This window comes from Nocardia sp. NPDC006982 (genome assembly GCF_042869435.1).
GTDB lineage: Bacteria > Actinomycetota > Actinomycetes > Mycobacteriales > Mycobacteriaceae > Nocardia.
On the sequence record NZ_JBIAFV010000001.1, the window covers coordinates 737,844 to 760,962 of the forward strand.

Consider the following 23,119-nt stretch of genomic DNA (forward strand, 5'->3'; position numbering starts at 1 on the left):
CCTCTATCTCGCCTTATTCGATTCCAAGCATGTGTTTTTCGCGATCACGCGGTTCATCGGTTGCCCACGACGTCGCTCGCGATCGAGTGGAGCCATCGCCGAATCCCCTCTGCCGCAGCCGGTGCCGCGTCTTCGATGAGGGAGAAGTGGTCGGCGGATATGTGGACCGTGTCGCCGCGGTGCTGCCAATCCGGCACCGGCGCAGCAATATCGAGGCCCGGTAGCCCGACAGTGGCTCGCAGATTCAGCGTGGGCGCGGCAATGGGCCGCGTGCCGCGCTCGCCGAAGATCCGCACATAATTGCCCATGGCGACCAGTGCGTGGTCGTCGATATCGATCAGTTCGTGACCACGATCGAGCACCAAGCCGAGCGCGCCGGCGAAAACGGTGCCGATGAGGTCTTCACCATCCGGCGAATAGGTGTCGAGCATCGCGACACCGACCGGGCCACGACCACGCTCGTCGAGCCGTTCGGCGAGCGCGTGCGCGACCGCTCCGCCGATCGAGTAGCCGACGAGTACGAACGGATGCTCGCCCGTGGCGTTTTCGGTGACAACGGCAAGGTGGTCGAGCAGCGCGTCCCAGGTCGGCGGCATCGGTTCACCGACTCGGGTCCCCGGCAGTCGCAACGCGGAAACACCGAATTCGGCGCCGAGTTCGCGCGCCAAGCGGCCGAACTGGTGTGGTCCGTTGCCGACCAGGAACGACGGGATGCAGATCAGGCTGGGTCCGGCGCCGGCGCGCGACAGCAGCATGGGCGCCGAGAGGCCACTCGCGGCGGCCGGCTCATCGAAAGCGACGCTCAGTCTGGCACTTTCGATCAACAGCGGCATCGCCTCGGTCGCGTCCCCGCGCCGATGCGCCGCCATCACCAGCTCCGTCAACCGGCCACGTACTCCCGATGCGGCGGGCGGCGGCTCGTGCCGAACCTCGACGGCCCCCATCCGGGACCGCAGCAACTGCGCGACCGCGGCGGCGGTCGGATGCTCGAACACCAGCGTCGACGGCAGAGACAGACCCGTGATGGCGACGAGCCTGTTACGGAACTCGACGCCGCCCAACGAGTCGAATCCGAGTTCGGCGAACGGCACATCCGCGGCCACCGCGGCGGCCGACTTGTGTCCGAGGACGACGGCGGCCAGCGAGCGAATCTCCTGGAGAATGACCTCGTAGTGATCGTCCTCAGGCAGCATCTCCAAACGCCGTGCCAGCGAGCCGCGTTCGCTGCCGGGCTGCGCTGCCAGGGGCGCGCGCACGATCTCGCGCAGCACCGGCGGCAGCATGCCGGACCGAGCGAGCGATGCGAGCGCGTCCCTATCGAGCGACGCGGTCATCAGCAGCGAGTGGCCGGTGGCCAGCGCCTTGTCGAACATCGCCAATCCCGGCTCGGGGGTGATGGGTAGCAGCCCGAGCCGGGTGCGAATACGGCGGGCTATGTCCTCGGTATCTTCCCGATCGAGCACGCCTGCCATACCGAGCGTCCACAGCCCCCACGCCAGCGAGTGCGCGGGCAGGCCGGTTTCGCGACGACGATGCGCGAGCGCGTCGAGGAAACGGTTCGCGGCCGCGTAATTGCCCTGGCCCTGACCACCGAGTAGCGGGGCGGCGGAGGAAAAAAGCACGAACGCCGACAGGTCGTGATCCCGGGTGAGTTCGTGCAGATGCAGTGCCGCATCGACTTTCGGCCGCATGACGCGGTCGATCTGCTCGGTGGTCAGCGTCTCGACAGTGCCGTCGTCGAGTACGCCGGCGGTGTGGATCAAGGCGGTCAGCGGGTGGTGCTCCGGGATGGTCCGCAGCAGATCTCGCAGCGCATCTCGGTCGGCGACGTCGCAGGCGGCCACCCGGACCTGCGCACCCGCGGCCTCGAGATCGCCGACCAGATCCGCGGCGCCCGGGGCATCCGGTCCTCGCCGGGAAACCAGCAGCAGGCTCCGAACGCCATGTGCCGCGACCAGATGTCGCGCCGTCAGCGCACCCAGACCTCCGGTGCCACCGGTGATCAGAACGGTCCCGCCGCCGAACGAGACCGGTGCCGCATCCGGCCCGGCGGCCCGTATCAGCCTGGGTACCAGTAGCGTGTTGTCACGCGCTGCCACCTGCGGCTCACCGAGATCCGCGGCTCGCACCACCGTGCCGGATGTCACCGCGGCGGCGTCGTCGTAGTCGATCTGGACGACCCGGCCGGGATGTTCCGACTGCGCACACGCGATCAGACCGGATACCGCCGCTGCCGCGGGATCACACAATTCGCCCGGTATTTCCGCGGCGTTGCGGGTCACAACGACCAGCGTGGATTTCTCGGATCGTTCGTCGGCGATCCAGTCCCGGACCATCGTCAGCGCCGCATCGACTCGCAGCCGGGCCACCTGGGCGGCATCACCCGTCGCGGGGACGTCGTCACAGTGCCAGACGACGATCTCGGGTACGGACGGCATTGCGAGCAGAGCGTCCAGATCCGTGTGTGCCTCGACGCCCGGCATCGTGGTGGAGCCCAATACCGCTACAGCACAAGGATTCACGGAGATCGAGGTGGATGCCGGAGTCCACCGGAGGGTGTAGAGCGGGTGCGAGGTTGCGCGATCACGGCGCAGGGTGCGGGCATCGACCGGGCGCGCGACGAGGGTGTCGACCGCCACTACGGGTAGACCGCGCGTGTCGGCGGCATCTACTCGGATGGTGTCGTCGATGCGGGCGACACGCACCCGCAGGGCCGTGGCTTCCTCCCGGTAGACGCGCACTCCGGCGAACGAGAACGGCAAGGGCACCCGACCGTCGCCGGTATCGGCGAGACGGTCGATCGCGGTGTGGAAAGCGGCGTCCAGCAAGGCCGGGTGCACCCGGAACCGCCGCGCGTCCGCGTTCTCGGGCAACGACAGCTCAGCGAACACCTCGGCACCACGCATCCACGCGGCGCGCACACCCCGGAATGCCGGGCCGTACCCGAAACCCATGTCCGCCAACCGCTCGTACAGCCGCGCCGAGTCCACCGGTTCGGCGCCGACGGGCGGCCACACCCGTCCGTCCCACACCACGTTCGCCGCGCCGGCCACGGGCGCCAGCACCCCGGTCGCGTGCGCGACCCACTCCGCGCCGTCGGAATGCTCACCGGACACCCTGGAGTGCACGGCGAACCGACGCCTGCCCGCGCCATCGGCGGGCTCGACACCGAGCTGAATATCGACCGCGGTGTCGTCCGGCAGCAGCAGCGGCGCTTCCAGCAGCAGTTCCTCGACGACCTCGGCGCCGAGCCGAGCGCCGGCGGTCAACGCCAGTTCCACGAATCCGGTCCCGGGCAGCAACACCGAGCCGAAGACCGCGTGATCGGCCAGCCACGGGTGGGTCCGCAACGACATCCGTCCGGTGAACAGCCATTCGTCCCTGCCCGCCACGGAGACGACGCCGGTCAGGATCGGATGATCCGACGACACCGCGGAGGCATCGGCGGCGAGCGGCTCCAACCAGAACCGCTGACGCTGAAATGCATACGTGGGCAACGACACCCGGTGCAGCGGGCGGCCCGCGAAGATCGGCTGCCAATCCACCTCGGCGCCGCAGGCGTGCAGCTGCCCCAGCATCGTCACGCACTGCGTCACTTCGTCGACCGAACGCCGCGCCCCGGCGGCAACCATCGCCCCCGCCTCGACCTCCGGATATTCGGCCAGGCACTGGCGAGTCATGGATGCCAGCACCGCATCCGGGCCCACCTCCACGAATCGCCGCACCCCTGCCGCGACGAGGGCATCGACGCCGGGCGCGAATCGCACGCAACCGCGTACCTGCTGCACCCAGTACTCCGGATCGGTCACCTCGGCACCGGCGACACCGCCGGAGATGTTCGACACCACCGGAACGGTCGGCGATCGATATGTCAGACCCGCTGCCACGGAACGGAATTCGTCGAGCATCGGCTCCATCAACGCCGAATGGAACGCGTGACCGACCCGCAATCGCGATGTCCGCACGCCCGCGTCGGATAGCTCGCGCTCCGCCGCTTCGACGAGGTCGGCAGCGCCGGACAGCACCACCGACGAAGGGCCATTCACAGCCGCGACCGATAACCGATCACCGTGTACCGCAACGAGTTCGAGCGCTTCCTTTTCGGTCAGGGCGGCCGCGAGCATCGCGCCGCCCGCCGGCAACGCACCCATCAAGCGGCCCCGCGCCGCCACCAGCGCACACGCGTCCGCCAGCGACCACACCCCCGCGACGTAGGCGGCCGTCAGCTCGCCGATCGAATGTCCGGCCAGCACATCCGCGGTCACGCCGAACGACGCCATCAACCCGAACAACGCCACCTCGAACGCGAACAACGCGGGCTGCGTCCACTCCGTCCGATCCAGTGCGACATCGGCCGCGCCGACCCCCGGCGGCCGTGCCGCAGCGCTGCCGGAGAACATCACCTCCCGCAACGACCCGCCGAGATGGGGATCGAACTCGGCGCAGACCTCGTCCAACGCCGTCGCGAAAACCGGGAAGGCCGCATAGAGCTCCGCCCCCATCCCCACCCGCTGAGCTCCCTGCCCCGTGAACAGAAATGCCGTCCCACCCGCGACGGACGCACCGGCCGCCGAAGACCCCGACGCCAGGTCCGCCAACTCCGACGCCAGCTGTTCGCGATCGCGACCCACCACCACGGCGCGCCGGTCCCATTGCGTCCTGTTCTCGATCAGCGACGACGCCACACTCCACAGGTCCGCATCCGGATTGTCGAGCAGCCACTGCCGCAACCGATCCGCCTGGGCGCGCAGCGCCGCATCGGACTTGGCCGATACCAGCAACGGCAGCACATCCGCCGCGGCAGCGGGAGTCGCGGCGGTCTCCTCGACCGGCGAAGGGACGGACGCGGGCGCTTCCTCCACGATCAAATGAGCGTTGGTGCCGCTGATCCCGAACGAGGACACCCCGGCCCGCCGCACCCGCTCACCCGCGAGCCAGGGCTCCGCCTCGGTCAGCAATCGCACCGATCCCGCCGACCAATCCACATGCGGCGACGGCTCACCCACGTGCAGCGTCCTGGGCAGCATTCCGTGCCGCAACGCCTGCACGACCTTGATCACCCCGCCCACGCCCGCGGCCGCTTGCGAATGCCCGATATTCGACTTCAGCGACCCGAGCCGCAATGGCGCGCCGCGACGCTGTCCGTATGCGGAGATCAACGCCTGTGACTCGATCGGATCACCCAGCGGCGTTCCCGTCCCGTGCGCCTCCACCACATCCACATCCGCCGGCTCGAGTCCGGCAGCTGCCAGCGCGGACGCGATCACCCGCTCCTGCGACGGACCGTTCGGCGCGGTCAAACCATTGCTCGCACCATCCTGATTCACCGCCGATCCGCGAATGACGGCCAGAATTTCGTGCCCGGATCGCCGCGCGTCCGACAACCGTTCCAGCACCAGCACGCCCACGCCCTCGGACCAGCCCACCCCGTCCGCGCCGGCCGAGAACGACTTGCACCGCCCATCACGCGACAAGCCCCGTTGCCGCGAAAACTCCACGAACAGCGACGGTGTCGACATCACGGTCACACCGCCGGCCAGCACCAGGGACGTCTCCCGGCGGCGCAGTGCCTGGGCGGCCAGATGGATCGCCACCAGCGACGACGAGCACGCCGTGTCGACCGTCAGCGCCGCACCTTCCAGCCCCAGCGTGTAGGCCACTCGCCCCGACACCACACTGCTCACCGATCCGGTGCCCGCGTGCCCCTCCGCTGCCGGGCCGGCGGCCTTGGCCGTGTGCTCGTAGTCGGTGTACATCACTCCGGCGATCACGCCGGTGTCGCTGCCTCGCAGCGAGGTCGGGTCGATACCGGCGTCTTCCAGGGCTTCCCACGAGGCCTCCAGAAACAACCGCTGCTGCGGATCCATCGCCGCCGCCTCACGCGGGCCGATGCCGAAAAACCCCGCATCGAAATCACCGGCGCCGGAAAGAAACCCGCCCTCGCGCGTATACACCTTCCCGAACCGGTCCGGATCGGGATCGAACAATCCCGCCACATCCCAGCCCCGGTCGGCCGGGAATTCCCCGATCGCGTCCGAGCCGGAGGCGACCAGATCCCATAGTTGCTCCGGCGACTCCACACCGCCCGGATACCGGCAGCTCATGCCCACGATCGCAATGGGCTCGACGCTCTGCTCCCGCAGTCGGGTGAGCTCGTCGCGACTCGACATGAGCTCCACGGTGACCTTTTTGAGGTACTCCAACATCCGGTCGGACGAGTCACCAGTGTTCGTGTCCACGTTCACATCCAGGGGTAGATCGGGGTTGCCGAAGAGGCCGGAAGAATTCCGGCGCTATCGGCGAGGGATACCGACGCCGTCCTCGAGCTTCGAGTGGCGGAGCGGTGATTCGGCGGCAGACGGCCGGTGGCGTTACGGCTGAATCCAGCCGTCGTGACTGCCCTCGGCAACGTTGGGCGGGGGCGAAGCGACGGATCCTCCCGCAGACCGCCTGCGATACCGGTCCCCCTCCGAGCATGCGGGCACCGATTCCCGGCCGCTCCATGACGTGCGAACGTTCGCCGAGGCCGATCGACACGAACTGGACGTTTGCTTTATTCCGGCACACAGTGCCGCCATCGCTATGCCCCTCATCGACATACCTCTCACACTCCGGACGCCAGCCGACTCACCACAATGTCGCCGACTGCCACCGTTCATACCCTTTGACATCGCCGCTCCGGTCCATCAATGGCCGTTAATTCGAAGCCTCACTCAGCAGAAATCGGCCACGCGCCGCGATACGACCCGAGTATCGCGCGTTCCCAACATTGGGAATAGAATCCGGGATCCACGCCTGCCAGATCCGCTCTCCACAGGGACAACATTGTCGGGTTCCCGCAACCGATGGGCGAGCTTTTGCTAACACTTCTTCGATCGGCTATATTCGGTGGCCAGACGGCCGTTGAGCAGGCCGAAAACTCGTCGCAGTCACGCTGGAAACAGCATCGCGTTCCATACCAGACATCAGCGACGTCGATGCAAATGCGGTATCACGGCCAATCGTCGTCGCTCTACAAATGTGCGCCGAAGCGTCACTCGGTCATGGAGAAATCAGCGATCCGCCCAACGCGTCCATGCCACTAGGCATTACCCACCGAATCGAGATCCACCTCCTTCTTGCTCCCCATTGCGTCCAGCCGTTTCCGCGGAGCGCCTGAACGTCCAGGCCCAGCGCCTGGATAGTCGAATGTAATGCTGCGGAGCGAACGGCTTCTACCGATGTACGTGATATTTACGAACAAAACACAAAACTTTGAAATTGTAACCGCAAGATGACCGAACCGATCTTCCGTCATTCCGAATCTGCAATTCAGTTTTGCTATCACAGCAACCGACAGGCTACCGGCAAGACAATTCACACAGTTGCCGAGACAGCACTCTAATACTTATACGACATACCTATTTCCGGCCCCATCGCGAATTCGATAGACTTTCGCGAACCAACCGATGACGTCGCGCGGGTGCACCGATAGGGTGCCGACCGTTCATCGAATTCGACGGCTGAAGGGTGGTGATGGGCAATTCCGCTCGGAGCGGGCCGGATCACGATCGAGACGGCGTCACGGAAGGGCCCACGCCTTGTGCGCGCGGGCCTGGCGGATCTCACTACCCGCGCGCCGGGCCACGCCTTCGGACTTTCCAAACCGAACGGCCCGCCACCCGCGGTATGGCCGGACGGTTCGGACCAGTGGGCGGAGTTGTGATCATGCGGCCCCAAAGCTCTGGCGGGATTCAGTGTGGGTGCAGGGTTTCGGCCCGTGGCGTATCGAGCTTCGGCCTCCATACCGGATGCTATGGCGTTGTATGTATCGAAACATCCGCCATGCCGGGCCGAAATATCCGTATACCAGCCAAGGCTCGCTCAACACGGTGTGCCTCGCGCTGCCGAACCCGGCGCAGCGTCACACACTGGCCCGATGGCTGGGGGAGATCTATCAGGCGCGGCGGCGTCATCGCAACCGGCGCGGGGACCATCATGAACTCCGTGATCGGCTGAAACCGGTTGGCGCGCTCGAATTGATCGACGGCACCGCCCATTCGCCCGCGCCATAGGATCATGAGAAGCTGTGGACGAATGCGCCGTGCTGCGAGTACCACGGTTCGGTGTGCTCGCCGACGGCATCGTGACCGACCCGGCGGCCATCGCACGCACACCGGAGTGCGTGGATGTTGTCGCGATCGATGACCGAATCCGGCTATGCCATCTCGTCATAGCCGATGGCACGGCAAGGATCGTCGAGCGGATGGAACTGCCCGCCCGGCCCATTGGCCGCCCGACCATCGGGTCTTGGGGCCCCGATCGGTTGGATGTGTTCGTCCGCGATGACGAGACGCAGTTGTGGCATTACGAATTCGACGGTCACTGGGGGCCGCCTCGGCTGGCGAGATCCGCAGGGGCGGTATCGGATGCGAGCTTCGTCAGTTGGAGCCGCGGCCGCTTCGATGTCTTCAGCACGGGCGCGGACGGCGTGCTCGAACACTATTGGTATCAGCAGCCGATCGGCCTGATGGGACCGGAGAGCCTGGCTCGTCCTGTGGTCGGACAGCCCGCGGCCGTGGTTACGAGCTTGTATGGGCTGGAAGTCGTCGCGCGCGGTAGCTTCGACGGAGTGTTGCGCAGGCAGTATCACGTCCCCGAGGAACGCACACACGAGTGGACCTCGACACCGATGCTGCCCGGCCGCACCACCTTCGACGTCGGTCCCGACCTCGCGCCCTCGACCGAGGAATCGCTGCGCTGTACCGGTGATCCGACCCTGGTGTGGTGCCGGGGCATCGGTGCGGTCGAGAACCGCTGTTCGTCCGCACGGCGGCGGGCGAATTGTGCGCCGGACGGTGCGAGGTGAACGAGGAGCAGTGGAATGCCTACACCTGAGTGGCGGCGCGCATTGGTCGCGATTCAGTCCGCCGATGGTGCGACCTACGGAGCCGGATTCCTCATTACCGAGCGACATGTACTGACCTGCGCCCACGTCATCGGCGATGCCACCGGAGCAGATGCTGCGGCCGACGCGATGCCCACCGAACAGGTGCTGGTGGAGTTCACGCAAGTGCCTGGACGGCTATTGTTCACCACCCGGGATACCGCCATCACGCGAGCGGTGGGCGCGACCTGCTTCGAGGTCACCGGTCTGAGCATCCGGGAATCGCTGAGGTTATTGGCCCGGTGGGCGCGGCTCGCGGTTGAGGAACTGCCGCGGGAAGCGCTGGAGATCGCGGCCGAATGCGGCTATCTTGCGCTGGCGATGGCGGGCGCCATGATCGCTGGCCGCCCGGAGCGCTGGCCTGGAGTGCTGCGCCGATTGCGTCAGGCCGATCTCGCCAAGATCGCCCAACCGTTCAGCAACTATCCATACCCGGACCTTTTGCGCGCAATCAGCGTCAGCATCGATGCCCTCGATCCCGCTAATCGCGCCCGCTATCTCGAACTCGCGGTATTCGACGGCAGACATCCGACCATCGGTGCGGCACAGACGCTTTGGCGGCAGTCCGGACTCGACGACCTGGACGTGGCGGAGCTGCTCGACCGCCTCGCCGGATGACGGCTACTTCTATCGCAACCTGCCACATCACCTTGCCGCCGCCGACGCGGGCGAAGAGCTGCGCGCGCTGCTGTCGCACCTGGCGTGGTTACAGACGATGCTGTGGGCCACCGACGCGACGGAACTGATCGCCACCTATCGGATACTGCCGCAGTCGGATCCGTCGAACACGATCCGGTCCACGGCAGCTCACGCAACGAGCCTCCCGCTACCCCGCGGCAGCGTGATACTGCTCGCGATGCTCGATCCAAGGCCGCTGCCGCTGTTCCTCACTCATCGCCAACAACTCACGCAACTTCACCCACGCCACCTCATCAACCGGCGTATAAATCTGCATCCACGCATGCGGCAGCGCAGGCAGCGACATGCTCGTCAAGAACATCTCCAACTCCCCCACCGCCAGATTCCGGATCTGCTTCGTACGACTAGCCGGAACAGCGACGTCATTACGAGCCCACAAAGAAGCGAAAGTCTCACTCTCCGCGCACAATTCGGAGACGAAATCCTCCCAACTCGGATCACCGAGATTCTTCACATACGAACCACGCAGATAACCCACCATGCGCCGCAAGTCATCCCAATTATGGTGATAGGTATTGCAGCACTCCGGAGTCAAAAACACCCGACGAGCCACATTCCGCTCCCCCTTCACAAACCCCGGACACAATGCCTCATAGGACTTATTGTGCGCAAGCACGTCATAACGCGGACTCAACACCACACCCGGCAACGGCTCCAAATGATCCAAAATCACCTGAAGCTCCTCCGGCAAAGCCGTACCCGCATGCGCAGTAGGCACCGTCGGCACATCCGCCAACCGATACAAATGCGCCTTCTCCGCGGCATCCAACGACAACGTCCGCGCAACCGAATTCAACACCTGCACACTGACATTGATGCTGCGCCCTTGCTCGAGCCACGTGTACCACGTCACGCCTATCCCCGCTAATTGCGCGACCTCCTCACGGCGCAGACCTGGTGTTCGCCTACGGGGTCCCGGAGGAAGCCCTACGTCCTCCGGCGAGATCCTGGCACGACGTGACTTCAGGAATGCCCCCAGCTCAGAACGTCGAGCTTTGCGCACCGCCTGCACATCAACAACATCGGTCATGTGATGATCGTCCCGCACTTCACTAGCAGTATCCAGGTGCCACCAGTACCAGCATCAGCAAGGGCTCCAACCGATCCCCACCCACGACACAACGCCACGTCGCCTCCGGACACCGTCAAGCGACAAGACCTTGCTCCTACCAGCCCGGACGGTCAGCGGATAGCGAGTTGCCAGATCGGTAGCAGGCACAGGGACACAATGGTGGATTTGAGGACAGCGGAAGCGGCCAGATCGATGTCGACGTCATAGGTTTGGGCGAAGGTGAACAGGTTCTGGGGAGCCGGCATAGCGGCGATCAGGATCAGATAGCCACGCCAGGGATCGGGTATGCCGGTCATCTGCAGCGCACCCCACATCAGCATCGGGAATCCGACACATTTGAAGGCGACAAGGGTGTTCTCGTCGGCGGTAGCTCCACGCCAGCGCAGGCCGGTGCCGCCGACATAGAGACCGAGCGCGAACAACGCGACCGGGGATGCGGCGTCCCCGACGAAGGACAGCGATGTCAGCAGCACGGGAGGTAGCGGGCAGTGCAGCGCGTTGAGCAGGACACCGGTCAGACATGCCGGCACAACGGGTGTGGTCAGTGATCGCCCCACCCCGCGGGTGATCCGCTGCCCCGGTGAGCGGTCGGGATCATCATCGTCGGGGGCCGCTTCCATAATGGTGATCACGACGACCGTCAACACGAGTACCTGGAACAGCAGGATCGGGAAGATCGGCGCGGCGTCGCCGAATACCAATACCAGTATGGGAATGGCGAAGTAGGCCGTGTTGACCTGGACACCGGCCACGATCCGCAACGCGACACCCCGAATACTGGTGTGGTGCAACAGCCGTGACCAGATCCCGACCGCGGCGGCCGCAACGAGCGCGGTAGTCGCGTAGACGGCCAGCGATGCTGGATCGAAGAGTTGGCGCAGGTCGCTGAGATACAGTTTGCCGAGCAGGTAAGCGGGGATCGCGAGACGAAACGCGAACTCGGACAACACCCGTGAGTCGCTCGCGGCGATGATCTTGCGGCGGGCGAAGATCATGCCCGCGGTGAATACCAGCACGACCGGGGTAACCGGGCCGAAGACCTCCCCCACCCCACCGAGGGCACTCACTCGGGGTGTCCGATGCCGTCCATTCGCGGGTCTCCGTTCACAGGCGCAGGACTCAGGTGTTCAGCCACGGTTCGAGCACGGCTGGGACCTGCCCAAACGCCGATGCCGGCCAGCCGTCGTCTCCCGATCCACACCCCACTTCTATCCGAATACTCACTCGCTCACCAGCATCCGGATTCTATGGTGTGAGTGTGCGGGCGCGGCATGGGAACCTGCGTAGCCGGATTTGTGCCACAGCAGGCTCGCCGCGGGTCGCTATCCGTTGCTCGGAATGGTATGCGTGACAACGACTATCGGCCGATCGACCGCCGAGTCAGAGCCTGTCGAGGCCGACTCACCCCCCGACGGACATGCGCACCGACCAGTCGGCCGGGATCGCTGCGTCCAGGCGAATCGTGCAGCCGGGCTAAAGGTTTCCGCGGTGGCGGCGAAACGGGCTCGAGGGCCTCGTCGCCGAGGTGGGGGCCTGAGACGGTGACGTCCGCGTCGCTGGCGCCGATGACGTCGGCGCACCGGAGAGCGAACCGCGGGTGTCCGCCGATAATTGCGGTGAAGTCGGGTTCCGCGGCGGCGAAGACGACCCGCGTGATGCCGGTCCACACAATCGCCGCGCTGCACATGGGGCATGGTTCGCCACTGGCGTAGATCGTGGCGCCGACCAGGTCGGTGGAGCGTCCGTTCTCGGTCGCCCCCGTGATGGCGGCGAGTTCGGCGTGGGCGGTGACCATGCCGGTCTCGGCAACCTGATTGCGTCCCGCGGCGATGACCGTGCCGTCGGCGGTCGCGATGACGGAACCGAACGGGCGGTTGCCACGCCGCCCCGCCTCCTCGGCGAGCGAGATCGCTTGCCGCAGAAGGTCATTGTCGGCACTGGTCATCGTGTCCCTCGATTCCGGTAATTTCGCCGGGCAGAATCCCGACTCGACCCCCATGGAAAGTGCTTAGGCTGTGTCTCCCAAATTGCTGGTCCCGACCCGGGCGTGGATGACGGCGCAAGCCAATAGGACGCCACCGAGGTAGGTCAGCGCGTACTTGTCGTAGCGGGTCGCGATGCCGCGCCACTGTTTGAGCCGATTGAAGCCCCGTTCCACGGTGTTGCGCAGACCGTAAAGTTCGGGGTCGAATGCAGGTGGCCGGCCTCCCGCCGACCACTTCGCCTTGCGTCGGGCGATCTGGTCTTCGCGTTCGGGGATGGTGTGTTTGATTCTTCTGGAACGCAACGAGGTTCGCGTGCCTGGATGCGAGTACGCCTTGTCTCCGAGCAGCCGAAACTCGCGGCCGGGCTGGCCCGCAGCACGATAAGTCTCGGCGTAGTAGTCGAGCAGCGCCGCCAGTTGCGGGTTGTCGCCAGCTTGGCCGGCGGCCAACCGGACCGCGACCGGTGCCTGCCGCTGATCGGTCAGGGCATGGATCTTGGTGGTCAGCCCGCCCCGTGAGCGGCCCAGCGCGTGGTCGGCGGGTTCCTCGGCGGCTTTCTTGTAATTCGACAGAGCCCCCTGTGGCGAGCGTATCCGAGCGAGCACCTGCGCGTGCTGATGCGTCCGCGCGCTCGTCGAGTCCACCGACAGCAGTTTCTCGATGTCGCAAGCCATCTCGGCATGGAACCCGAACACCGCCGCGACCCGGGTGAACATCTCCTCGTAGGTGCCATCCAGAGACCACCGATGATGCCGCTTCCCCACCGTCTGCCACGGCCCGAAATCGGCGGGCAGATCCCGCCACGGACTCCCCGTGCAGAATCTCCAGGTGACACCCTCCAGCATCAACCGATGATCACCGAACCTGTTGCCCCGCTTGCCCTTATCCGAGGGGCATCACCGGTTCGACAGCCGACCAGAACTCATCAGAAATCACACCCATCCGCGTCACCAGCCAATCGTCGCCAGTCAAGACCGAATATTCGGGAGAAACGCTAGGAGCGGTTGCGGTCCCTGAGTCCGTCGAGGACGATCCGCAGGTTGCGGCTCCACTGACCGCTGTCGGCCTGAAGTCCGATGGTGTGCGAGTCGGTCGAGACTCCCGCGAGCAGGAAAGCAACATCCTGCCAGGCGATATCGCGTCGCATCTCGCCCGCGCTCTGCGCGGCTTCGACCAAACGCCTGATCCGTGCGCGTATTTCAGCCAGCAACTGGTCCAGGCCCGGGATACCGGCACCGCCCAGCGCCTCGTTGGCGCCGCAACTCTCGGCGCGCAGTCGCACATACACCGAGGCGAAGTCGGTGAACCCGCGCCATGGATCGGGCTCGGCGATCGCGCGATCGGCGCTGGAGATCATGTCGCCCAATACCTCCTCCAGGACAACCTGCAGCAGCGTCTCCCGCGAGGGAATCCGCCGATAGAAGGTGCCCTTGCCGACTCCGGCGCGCTGAGCGATCTCCTGAGCGGTGACCTCGACCCCGACCTCGGCCAGTGCCGACCGCGCCGCCGCGACCAGGCGCTCGAGGTTGCGCCGGGCATCGGCACGGGGTGCCTGGCCAGCCTCATCGGCGAGTAGTCGGTCCACAGCACTGATCACACCCACCAGCTTAACAACTGGACTCGGAGAGTCCGGTTAGCTATAAACGGACTTGATAGGTCCGCTTAACTCAGGAGTGATCATGGACCCCATTCGGGTAGGTATCGTCGGCGCCAGTCCCGACCGCGGCTGGGCCGTGCGCGCACATGTACCCGCGCTGCAGGCGCTCGAGGACTTCCGGATCACCGCCGTGGGCACGAGCAGAGCCGAGAGCGCGCAGCGGGCATTGCAGATGTTCGGCGCGACGCACGCGTTTACCGATCCGCGCCAGCTGGCCGAGGATCCCGAGGTCGACTTGGTGGCGATCACGGTGAGGGTGCCCGCGCATGCGGAGCTGATCCGCCTGGCGCTGGCGGCGGGCAAACATGTCTACTGCGAGTGGCCGCTCGCACTGAACACCGCCGAGGCCGAATCGCTGGCCGAGCTCGCCTCAGACGCGGGCATCCGCCACGTGGTCGGCCTGCAGACTCGATACTCACCGGCGATCGCCCGCGCCCGCCAGTTGCTCGCGGAAGGTTATGTGGGGGACATTGTTTCGGCGACCGTGTACTCCGCACGTCACCTGGGTGCGGGCACACGGGTGCCGGCTTGGGCGGCCTACACTCTCGACCAAAACAATGGTGCGGGCATCGTGGAGATTGTCGGCGGTCACACGCTCGACACGGTCGAGTACCTGATCGGCGATTTCACCGACCTGTCGGCCCGGCTCGCCATCCGCCACCCCCACACGGTGATCGCGGAAACCGGTGCCGCAATCGATGTGACCACTCCGAATCATCTGCTGCTCGACGCCGTCACGGCGGACGGAGTCGTGGTGTCGGCTCACATCCATGACTCCAAGGTGACCAACGGTCACACCCGGATAGAGATCTCAGGCACCGCGGGGGATCTGGCGATCGTTTCCGGCGCCAACGGGGCGGGCGGCATTTCGTTGAGTGAACTGCGCCTGCTGGGTTCCCGCGGCGAGGGCTCCTGGCAGCCGCTGCAGGGCGAGGATCCGCTGGCGGACATGACGCTCGGCACCGAAGTCGGCAACGTCGCGAGACTGTATGCGGCGCTGGCACAGAACATCCGAACCGGCACCACGACGGTCCCGACCTTCGATGACGGGGTCCACATGCACCGTCTGCTCGACGCCATCCGTAGATCGGCAGACACCGCGACACGGGTGCCGACCTCCTGAGGAACCCGACGCCTCGTCGGCGGCCGGCACGACCAAACACGCGATTCGGGCGACACGGCCTAGGCACAGTACGAGCTGTCCCTGCTGGTCCTGCGCCCGCAACGCCATCGCGGCCGCAAGGTTTCCGTCGGCGCTGTGTCCGCCGACCGCAATCGCCTGCGGGTCGAAACCGAGTTCTGCGGCGTGCTCGGCCGTCCAACTCAGACTTTCGCGGGACCGAGCAGCGAGGGTGGCCATGCGTTTGCGGTTCGGATTCTCTCTCGCGAGCCGAGCCGGGTGCGGAACACCGGGGCCGCGGGCTACTTGGCGCCGATGCCGTCGCGGAGGAAGTCGCTGAGCTGCTCGCCGAACGGCTTGGCGATCTGGGTGTTGTAGTCGTTCCAGCCTTCTTGTTGTGCCTGCTGCAAGTAGTCGGGCAGCGGTCGGTGCAGTTCTTCGCTGACGGCTCGGTCGTGCAGCCGGCTCATCGCGTCGTGCAGGCTCCCGCCCACGGCGGCGGTGTTGTCCAGTTCGAGTCGACCGTCGCGGGTCGAGTAGTCGTAGAGCTCGTACTCCTCGAGCGACGGGTCGATCTCCGCGGAGCCCTGCACCCAGTGCGAGTAGCGGACGAACTTCGCGTCGGCAGTCCGGACGGCCACCACATGGCCGGGTGCGCTGCGGTCGAACAGCACCGCTGCTTCCTCGATGGAGTGTTCGTCGGTGGTGTGCACGATCCAGGGCCGTCCCGGCGCGCTCGAGTCGCGGCAGACCGCGGCGATATCGTGTCTGCTTGCCAGATGGGCGTAGCGCTGGTCGCCGCGCCAGCCGTTGCCGCCCGCGCCGATGGTCAGGAGCAGTGGAGCCAGGTCGATGCTGGAGGTCAGCTGGGTGCGGATGCCGGCTGCCGGAGTGAGGTCACCGCGCGGGTCGTAGACGAACAGCGGCACCCGGATGGCCTCGTCGTAGGCCCCGCCCCCCTTGCCGTGCAAGCCGTGGGAGCCTGCGTAGTCACCGTGATCGGAGGTGAACACCACCACGGTATTGGCCGCCACCTCCGGACGGGTCGCCAGTTCCGTCAGTACCCGGCCGATCTGGATGTCCACCTGCTGCTGGAACCACAGGTAGAGATTGAGCAGGTCGAGCCACTCCTGGTCGGCGTCGGGCGTGCCGTACGGCGCGACGCCGAAGGTCGCCGCCGACACCTGCACCAAGGCCAGCTGCAGACGAGGCTTGCGCGAGAGTTGTTCGAGGGTCTCGTGATTGGGGGGCAGGGTGTCGATCCAGCGCGGAATGTTGTTGAACGCCAAGGTGCGCCGGGTCCAGCGCGGCCACCACTGGACATCATGCGGGTTGACCAGCGACACCGTCGTACACCAGGGGCCTTGGCCCGCATCGGTATCGAACCAGTCGACGAACTGGTCGACGATCCGGCCGTCCATCTGCAGGCCCTGCTCGGGCGTGCCGTTGGGCGAAGGGTAGGTGCCGCCATCGAAGCCGTGACGCTCCAACCCGCCCGGCGTCGTGTCGGCGTCGTGGCCCAAATGCCATTTGCCCCACCACGAGGTGCGGTAGCCCTGTTCGCGCAGCATCGAGCCCCAGGTCGGGAAGCTCGGCGACAGCTGCGAGGTCGAGGTCGACAGACAGCCGGTCTGATGTGAGTACAGGCCGGTCACCATCGCGCCGCGGGAGGGCGTGCAGTCGTTGGCGGCGGTGTAATGCTGTTCGAACGAGACCGACTTGGACCGCAATCCGGCGATGTTCGGAAGGATGGTGTCGAGCACGGGCTGGTCCGGGAACCACATGGGGGCCCGCATCTCGTCGACGATGACGACGAGAATATTCGGCTTGTCGGGGTGAATGTCCATGCGCGGCGCGGCGGATGCGCCCGGGCTCCCGGTGGTCATGGCGGCAGTCGCCATGGCAGCGGTCGCCGCCGCTCCGCTACCGAAGAATCCACGCCTGCTGATCGACACTGTGGCCTACTGCCTTTCGGTCGGGTGCTGAGAAGAAGCGTCCATGAAGTGGTTCACCACCGACGCGAGCCGAGGGCCGTTGTCCTCCTGCAGAAAATGTCCCGCGCCCTCGATCACCGTGTGCGGTTGACCGGACGCCCCGGGAATCTTGCGCTGGAAGATCTTCTCGCCGCCGGCTGTGATCGGGTCGCCATCGGAGAAGGCGGTGAGAAACGGTTTGTCGAAGTGGGCCAGCTGCTCCCAGGCCCGACGGTTCGCCGCAGCGGCCGGGTCGTCGGGCTTGGTCGGGACCAGGAGGGGGAAGGCGCGGGCACCGGCCTTGTAGCTCTCATCGGGAAACGGGGCGTCGTAGGCGGCCACTGTCTCGGGGGAAAGCTTTGCCCGGCAACCATTTTCGATAATGGCCCCGACCGGGAACTGCGGCGCCTCCTGTGAGAACCGCTGCCAGGCGAGAAAGGCATCGCTCAGCGTTGCCGTTCCGTCGGGAAGTCCGGTGTTGGCCGCGACCACCCGGGCGAAGCGATCGGGATGTTCGGCGACCAGCCGCATCCCGATCAGACCGCCCCAGTCCTGGCAGACCAGCGTGATGGACGCGAGATCCAGGTGGTCGAAGAGCGCTTCTCGCAGCCATTCGACATGGCGGGCATACGTGTAGTCAGCTCGGTCGACGGGCTTGTCGCTGCGGCCGAAGCCGATCAGATCCGGTGCGACACACCGCCGGTCCGCCGCGACGAGCACCGGAATCATGCTGCGGTACAGGAAACTCCAGGACGGCTCGCCGTGCAGCAGTACGACGACTTCGCCATCTCGCGGGCCTGCGTCGAGGTAGTGCACGCGCAGGCGGGTGTCGCCGTCGCCGGCCGCAACTTCGACATAGTGCGGCGGAAACGGAAAGTCAGGCAAGGCCGAGAACCGTTCCTCAGGTGTACGCAGTGCGTGCATAGTTCTGACACTAAATGTTCTTGCATCATGAGTGCAACTATTGCCGCGGCTTGTTAGGATGAACCGCGATGGATGGACGCACCGCTCGGGCGGCAAGGAACCGTCAAGCGGTGCTCGATGCCGTGCTGGCGCTCACGGAAGAAGGCGATCTGCAACCGACCGCGCGGGCCGTTGCCGAGCGAGCCGGGGTCGCGACCAGGTCGGTGTTCCATCACTTCACCGATCTCGAGTCGATGTATGCCGCCGCCGCCCAGACGCAAATGGAGCGACACTGGCTCCCTCTGCTGCGTCCGGTGATCGGCGATCGGGGTCATCGCATCGAGACCCTGGTCAAGCTGCGAGCCGAACTGTACGAGCGCATTTCGGGCACCCGCCGCGCCGCCGTGCTGCGCGAGCACGAATCCGCTGTCCTCGCCGAGCGTTTACAGGAAAGCCGTGCCGCCCTGCGCGCCCACCTGCGCGCCAACCTCCCCGAACTCGAGCGCCTCGACCGCCCCGCGCGCGAGGCCGCCTACGCCGCCGCTTCATGGGAGACCTGGGACGTATTCCGCCACCATCAAGGCCTCTCCGCGGATGCCGCCCGAGCCGCCGTCGGCGCTGCCCTCACCGCCCTGCTCGCACCCGCTCCGACCGTCATCGACGGAACCGCCGCGGTCATCGGCTGACCGTGGTGCGGACTCTTCGACACCAGAAACGCACGCGCAGAACGGATCCGGGTCGCTGGATGAGCAGACAAGCCCGAATTGCCCGGGCGAAACTGTCGAGACCCATTCCAGCGCCGGGCGGGGCGGGCAGTCCGAGGCCGATCCTGTGTGCCCCATACCTGCATCAATCTGCGCCGCGGCTGCGGCGCCGTTCGGGATCGGGGCCGTCTAGGTGACCGAGTCGAGTGAGGAGAACACGACCACGTTGGATAGGTAACTCTTGGCGGTCTGGTCGAACTCGCCGCCGCAGGTGACGACCTGCAGGGTCGCTCCGCCGCGGGCACCGAACACGGTCTGATCGGGGAACTGGGTCTTCAGGTACATCCGCACGTCGGTGACCTTGAAATGCGCGGTCTTCCCGTCCGCTCGGGGCACGTCGATCATGTCACCCGGCTTGACCTTCTTCAGCTCGAAGAACACCCCGGCACCCTGGTAGGAGTCGACGTGGCCGAGGATGACCGCCGAGCCCTGCTCACCCGGCGCGGGCCCCTTCTGATACCAGGCGGCCTGCTGATAATCCGCGGGCACCTGCACCGAGCCATCGGAATTGAGGCCCACCGCGATCAACGACCCAGATGCGTTGATCGAAGCGATCTTGAACGACACCGGAGTCGACCGACTTATGGGCGCCGCGGTCTTCACACCCGTGGTCGGCGCGGCCGCAACACTCGTACTCGCGGTCGAGGGGGTGCCAGACGACCCGCAGCCCGCGACCAGCGCCGCGGTGACCGCCAGTACGGCGACGAAAACGCCGAGCATTCTCCGGCGGGAGGTCAGCATGCACATGGCCTGTATGCCTGAGGTGGTCACTGTCCGCTCACTCCAGCCATACCGCCGGCGCCGGTGTCGGGCGCGCCTTTGGGGATCACGTATCCGCCGGGCGGGACCAGATCGGTGACTGCCGGGCCACCGGGGATTCCAGTGGTCGCGCCCACGGGAATGGCCATGCCGTACACCGTGTCCGGGCCGGCCGCGCCCGCTCCAGCAGAGGCCAAGTCGATACCACCCAGCCCGCCAGCTTGTACACCGGCACCGGTGTTCCCGTTGCCACCGGCTTGCACGCCCGCTCCGAGATTGCCGTTACCGCCGGCCTGCATACCGCCACCGGCGCTCGCACCGACCTGCACCCCGCTACCGAGGTTCCCGTTCCCGCCCGTCTGAACGTCACCACCAGCGTTCCCACCGACTTGCCCGCCGCCCCCGACATTGCCACCGGCTTGCACACCGCCACCGAGGTTTCCATTGCCGCCAGTTTGTACGTCACCGCCGCCGTTGCCGCCGACCTGGACGCCGCCGCCGAGGTTTCCGTTCCCGCCTGCCTGAACGTCACCACCAGCGTTCCCACCGACTTGCCCGCCGCCTCCGACATTGCCACCGGTCTGCACACCGCCACCGAGGTTCCCGTTGCCCCCGGCCTGTACGTCACCGCCGCCGTTGGCCCCGGCCTGGACGCCGCCACCGGTATTCCCGTTGCCGCCGACCTGCGGGCCACCTCCGGCGTTGCCTCCCAGTGTTACGCCGGCACTCGGCGCAACAGATCCACCGACGTTGCCGCCGAGCCCACCCCCGCCTTGCACATCGACACCCGTCCCGACGCCCCCACCGACACCGACTCCCCCACCGAGGTTTCCGGTGCCTGCGCCCGCCGTGCCTGCGCCGACGCTCGCCGAGGCGCCACCCCCGCCGCCGATCTGTCCGCCGGCGTCGGCTCCGAGATCGATGCCCGGGGCGGGAGTCGTTGTCGTCGTGGGGTCCGCAGCAGCCGACGATGCGCACACGACGACCGCGGCCGCGACGACCAGCGCAGCCGAGAAAGTCCTTGCCGACATTGTTCAGTTCTCTTCCAGCAGTTGTTATTCGACAACCTGTCCGTCGGATGTATCGCGCTTTGTGTTACGGAAAATTGGCCAAAAATCTCTAATCGGTAGCCAATTCGGTCATAGCCGCCGTTCACGCCACGTGCAGAGCGGTCAACTGAAACGTAACCGGGGGTATTCGAGACCGAACGTTCGAACAAGACCCTAAGACCGATTAGGGGGTGTCGAGAAATCCCCTGATCAGCTCCGCTGCTATCGGGAACTCGGCGTAATGATGTAGGTGAAATTGCCCAGGCCCTCAATGGATTTCGATGCTCACCACATGCGCGGACGTTGAGATCTCAGGGAAACCGGAGTCCGAACCATGCAGCGGCACGGTTTCTCGACCGCTGCGGCGGTGCCGGTCTCGTGCACTAACGGACTACCCACCGCTTCAACCGCTTCCGACACCCCGCCAATCGCGACCAGCACGGTCGTACCCGCCCGACAGGCAACGGCCGCCCCATCGCCGCTGTCAACCAGCAGCGGGCGCTGACTCCAGCAGACCGGCGGCGCGACCACGCCCTTGCGATTCCCCGGCCAGATCCACGATCCCGAGACCGGCCTGCACTACAACCACAACCATACCTATGACCCGCATACCGGACGCTTCCTCACCAGCGATCCGCTCGGACTCGCGCCTGTGCCCAATCCCAGCACCTACCCGCGCAATCCGACTTTCTGGAGCGATCCGCTCGGACTGTATCCGGGCAACCCGACGTCGAATCGACCATCGGCGCCAGGCTGCGCTGAGCCGCATGACACCGGCGATCGGGTACCCGGCCCACGGGTATGGGCGACGTGGCCGCGAGGACGCTGGCCGATGCTACCGAGACCGTTCCTAGATGGTGTCGATCACCCGTGGTGGTTGGCTCACAGCTCCCAGACGACGAAAACCCTTGTGATCAAATTGATTTCATCTCGCTGTTCGGGAACAGGCGCGCACGGACGCGGGTTGCCCCAGGCATGACTCTCGGAATTGCGCTCGCTGCCTCGAATTCGGGCAACTACGTCGACCAGATCGTGGCGCAGGCCCGCTCGGTCGCCGAGCTGGGTATCGGGTCGGTGTGGTTCGGACAGCGGATGGACTACGACTCCCCCGCCCTCGCCGCCATCGTGGGCCGGGAGGTGCCGGGCCTGCAGGTCGGCACCTCGGCCATCCCCGTGGTCGGCCGCCATCCGTTGCTGGTGTCCTCTCAGGCGCAGACCGCCCAAGCCGCGACGCACGGACGTTATCATCTGGGCTTGGCCGTCGGCTCGACGCTGGCCGCCGGTGCGTTCGGCACGGCCTTCGATCGGCCCATTACCCGCTTGCGCGAGTTCCTCACCGCGCTGCGGGAATTGCTCGACACGGGCACCGCCGGCTTCCACGGCGAACTGCTGACGGTCACACCGCCGCTGCCGACCGCGGTACCAGGGGCAGAACCACGCGTACCGGTGTTGGTGGCCGCGATGGGTCCGCAAGCACTACGCGTCACCGGGGAACTCGCCGACGGCACCCTGCCGTATCTGGCGGGCCCGAAGACCTTGAGCGAGCACATCGTGCCGGTGATCACGCAGACCTCGGAAACCGCGCCGCGCATCGTCGCCTTCGTCCCGGCAGTCGTCACCTCCGATGTCGAGGGCACCCGCGCGACGGCGGTGCAACAGCTGGCGTTCTACGAGCAGGTGCCGTCCTACCGCCGGGTCATCGAACTCGAAGGTGCCTCGCGGGCAGGGGAACTGGCACTCATCGGCGACGAGCAGACCATCGCCGCCGGAATCCAGCGCTACTACGACGCAGGCGCCACCGAGGTCGTGCTGACCACCACGGATCTGGCCGGTCCGGACGATCAGCGCCGCACCTGGGCGCTGGCCGGGGCACTCGCGGCCGATCGCGCCGGCTCCTCGGCGGTTACAGCCCTGCCCGCGGTGTAGCACCACGCGATCCCGGCGCACACGCGCACGGCGAGGAACTGCGGAGCGTCGGTCGACCCGCACAACAGGATTCCCGGTGCGGCTCGCGTGGGTCTTTGCTCAGTGGTGTGGCGGCCACGCGTGCCGAGACAGACGGGGAAGAGTTCAGCTCGCGAGAGCGGCGTGCCAATTCGACGGTCGCCGCACAGAGTTGATCGGTGCTTCCTGTCTGCACCTCACCCCACCGGAAACTCTCCAGTCCACACCGTTGTGAATCACCCGACGCCGTCGTCGGGACGATGAGTAG

At 66.3% G+C, this 23,119-nt stretch carries 15 protein-coding genes and 3 pseudogenes; 7 read left to right on the plus strand and 11 right to left on the minus strand.

What is annotated here, in order from left to right; translation table 11 throughout:
* Positions 1–53: 53 nt before the first annotated feature.
* Positions 54–6,239 (minus strand): type I polyketide synthase, encoded by a 6,186-nt coding sequence (locus ACFYOW_RS03245; RefSeq protein ID WP_387284035.1) that lies wholly within the window; start codon positions 6,237–6,239, stop codon positions 54–56.
* 1,829 nt (positions 6,240–8,068) lie between these two features.
* Here ACFYOW_RS03245 and ACFYOW_RS03250 point away from each other — a divergent pair.
* From ACFYOW_RS03250 to ACFYOW_RS03260, 3 genes and pseudogenes are all read left to right on the plus strand, one after another.
* On the plus strand, positions 8,069–8,848 hold the full coding sequence (locus ACFYOW_RS03250) for a hypothetical protein (RefSeq protein WP_387284037.1): 780 nt from the start codon (positions 8,069–8,071) through the stop codon (positions 8,846–8,848).
* Between the two features lie 15 nt (positions 8,849–8,863).
* Positions 8,864–9,544 (plus strand): hypothetical protein, encoded by a 681-nt coding sequence (locus ACFYOW_RS03255; protein ID WP_387284039.1) that lies wholly within the window; start codon positions 8,864–8,866, stop codon positions 9,542–9,544.
* Positions 9,545–9,563: 19 nt separating this feature from the next.
* A pseudogene (locus ACFYOW_RS03260) lies at positions 9,564–9,623 on the plus strand (hypothetical protein); the annotation flags it as partial.
* A gap of 129 nt (positions 9,624–9,752) precedes the next feature.
* Here the strand turns inward: ACFYOW_RS03260 and ACFYOW_RS03265 are convergent.
* From ACFYOW_RS03265 to ACFYOW_RS03285, 5 genes and pseudogenes are all read right to left on the minus strand, one after another.
* Positions 9,753–10,655 (minus strand): helix-turn-helix transcriptional regulator, encoded by a 903-nt coding sequence (locus ACFYOW_RS03265; RefSeq protein ID WP_387284041.1) that lies wholly within the window; start codon positions 10,653–10,655, stop codon positions 9,753–9,755.
* Positions 10,656–10,807: 152 nt separating this feature from the next.
* Complete coding sequence (locus ACFYOW_RS03270; RefSeq protein WP_387284043.1) at positions 10,808–11,764, minus strand: AEC family transporter; 957 nt, start codon at positions 11,762–11,764, stop codon at positions 10,808–10,810.
* Positions 11,765–12,054: 290 nt separating this feature from the next.
* Positions 12,055–12,642 (minus strand): nucleoside deaminase, encoded by a 588-nt coding sequence (locus tag ACFYOW_RS03275; protein ID WP_387284044.1) that lies wholly within the window; start codon positions 12,640–12,642, stop codon positions 12,055–12,057.
* A 63-nt stretch (positions 12,643–12,705) separates the two neighbouring features.
* A pseudogene (locus ACFYOW_RS03280) lies at positions 12,706–13,633 on the minus strand (IS5 family transposase).
* Positions 13,634–13,676: 43 nt separating this feature from the next.
* Complete coding sequence (locus ACFYOW_RS03285; RefSeq protein WP_387284046.1) at positions 13,677–14,279, minus strand: TetR/AcrR family transcriptional regulator; 603 nt, start codon at positions 14,277–14,279, stop codon at positions 13,677–13,679.
* 82 nt (positions 14,280–14,361) lie between these two features.
* On the opposite strand from ACFYOW_RS03285, the gene ACFYOW_RS03290 reads away from it, so the two are divergent.
* Complete coding sequence (locus ACFYOW_RS03290) at positions 14,362–15,462, plus strand: Gfo/Idh/MocA family protein (RefSeq protein WP_387284048.1); 1,101 nt, start codon at positions 14,362–14,364, stop codon at positions 15,460–15,462.
* Between the two features lie 24 nt (positions 15,463–15,486).
* Here ACFYOW_RS03290 and ACFYOW_RS03295 read toward each other — a convergent pair.
* From ACFYOW_RS03295 to ACFYOW_RS03305, 3 genes and pseudogenes are all read right to left on the minus strand, one after another.
* Positions 15,487–15,699 (minus strand): annotated as a pseudogene (locus ACFYOW_RS03295) (alpha/beta hydrolase); the annotation flags it as partial.
* Positions 15,700–15,761: 62 nt separating this feature from the next.
* Positions 15,762–17,345, minus strand: a complete 1,584-nt coding sequence (locus tag ACFYOW_RS03300; RefSeq protein ID WP_387284050.1) for a sulfatase-like hydrolase/transferase — start codon at positions 17,343–17,345, stop codon at positions 15,762–15,764.
* A gap of 75 nt (positions 17,346–17,420) precedes the next feature.
* Complete coding sequence (locus ACFYOW_RS03305) at positions 17,421–18,356, minus strand: haloalkane dehalogenase (protein ID WP_387284052.1); 936 nt, start codon at positions 18,354–18,356, stop codon at positions 17,421–17,423.
* A gap of 68 nt (positions 18,357–18,424) precedes the next feature.
* On the opposite strand from ACFYOW_RS03305, the gene ACFYOW_RS03310 reads away from it, so the two are divergent.
* Entirely contained in the window at positions 18,425–19,021 is a 597-nt protein-coding gene (locus ACFYOW_RS03310; RefSeq protein ID WP_387284054.1) for a TetR family transcriptional regulator, read from the plus strand.
* A 207-nt stretch (positions 19,022–19,228) separates the two neighbouring features.
* On the opposite strand, the gene ACFYOW_RS03315 is transcribed toward ACFYOW_RS03310, so the two are convergent.
* Positions 19,229–19,870: a class F sortase gene (locus tag ACFYOW_RS03315; protein WP_387284056.1), complete on the minus strand. Its 642-nt coding sequence runs from the start codon at positions 19,868–19,870 to the stop codon at positions 19,229–19,231.
* Positions 19,867–20,889 carry a hypothetical protein gene (locus ACFYOW_RS03320; RefSeq protein ID WP_387284058.1) on the minus strand — a complete coding sequence of 341 codons (1,023 nt, stop codon included), beginning with the start codon at positions 20,887–20,889 and terminating at the stop codon, positions 19,867–19,869. Before ACFYOW_RS03320 ends, ACFYOW_RS03315 begins: the two co-directional genes overlap by 4 nt.
* Before the next feature lie 592 nt (positions 20,890–21,481).
* On the opposite strand from ACFYOW_RS03320, the gene ACFYOW_RS03325 reads away from it, so the two are divergent.
* Both ACFYOW_RS03325 and ACFYOW_RS03330 read left to right on the plus strand, forming a co-directional pair.
* A complete protein-coding gene (locus ACFYOW_RS03325) occupies positions 21,482–21,886 on the plus strand; it encodes an RHS repeat-associated core domain-containing protein (protein ID WP_387285986.1) in 405 nt (134 codons plus the stop codon).
* Positions 21,883–22,833, plus strand: coding sequence for a TIGR03564 family F420-dependent LLM class oxidoreductase (locus ACFYOW_RS03330; protein WP_387284060.1), 951 nt, complete (start codon positions 21,883–21,885; stop codon positions 22,831–22,833). The genes ACFYOW_RS03325 and ACFYOW_RS03330 overlap by 4 nt, the downstream gene beginning before the upstream one ends.
* Positions 22,834–23,119: the final 286 nt, after the last annotated feature.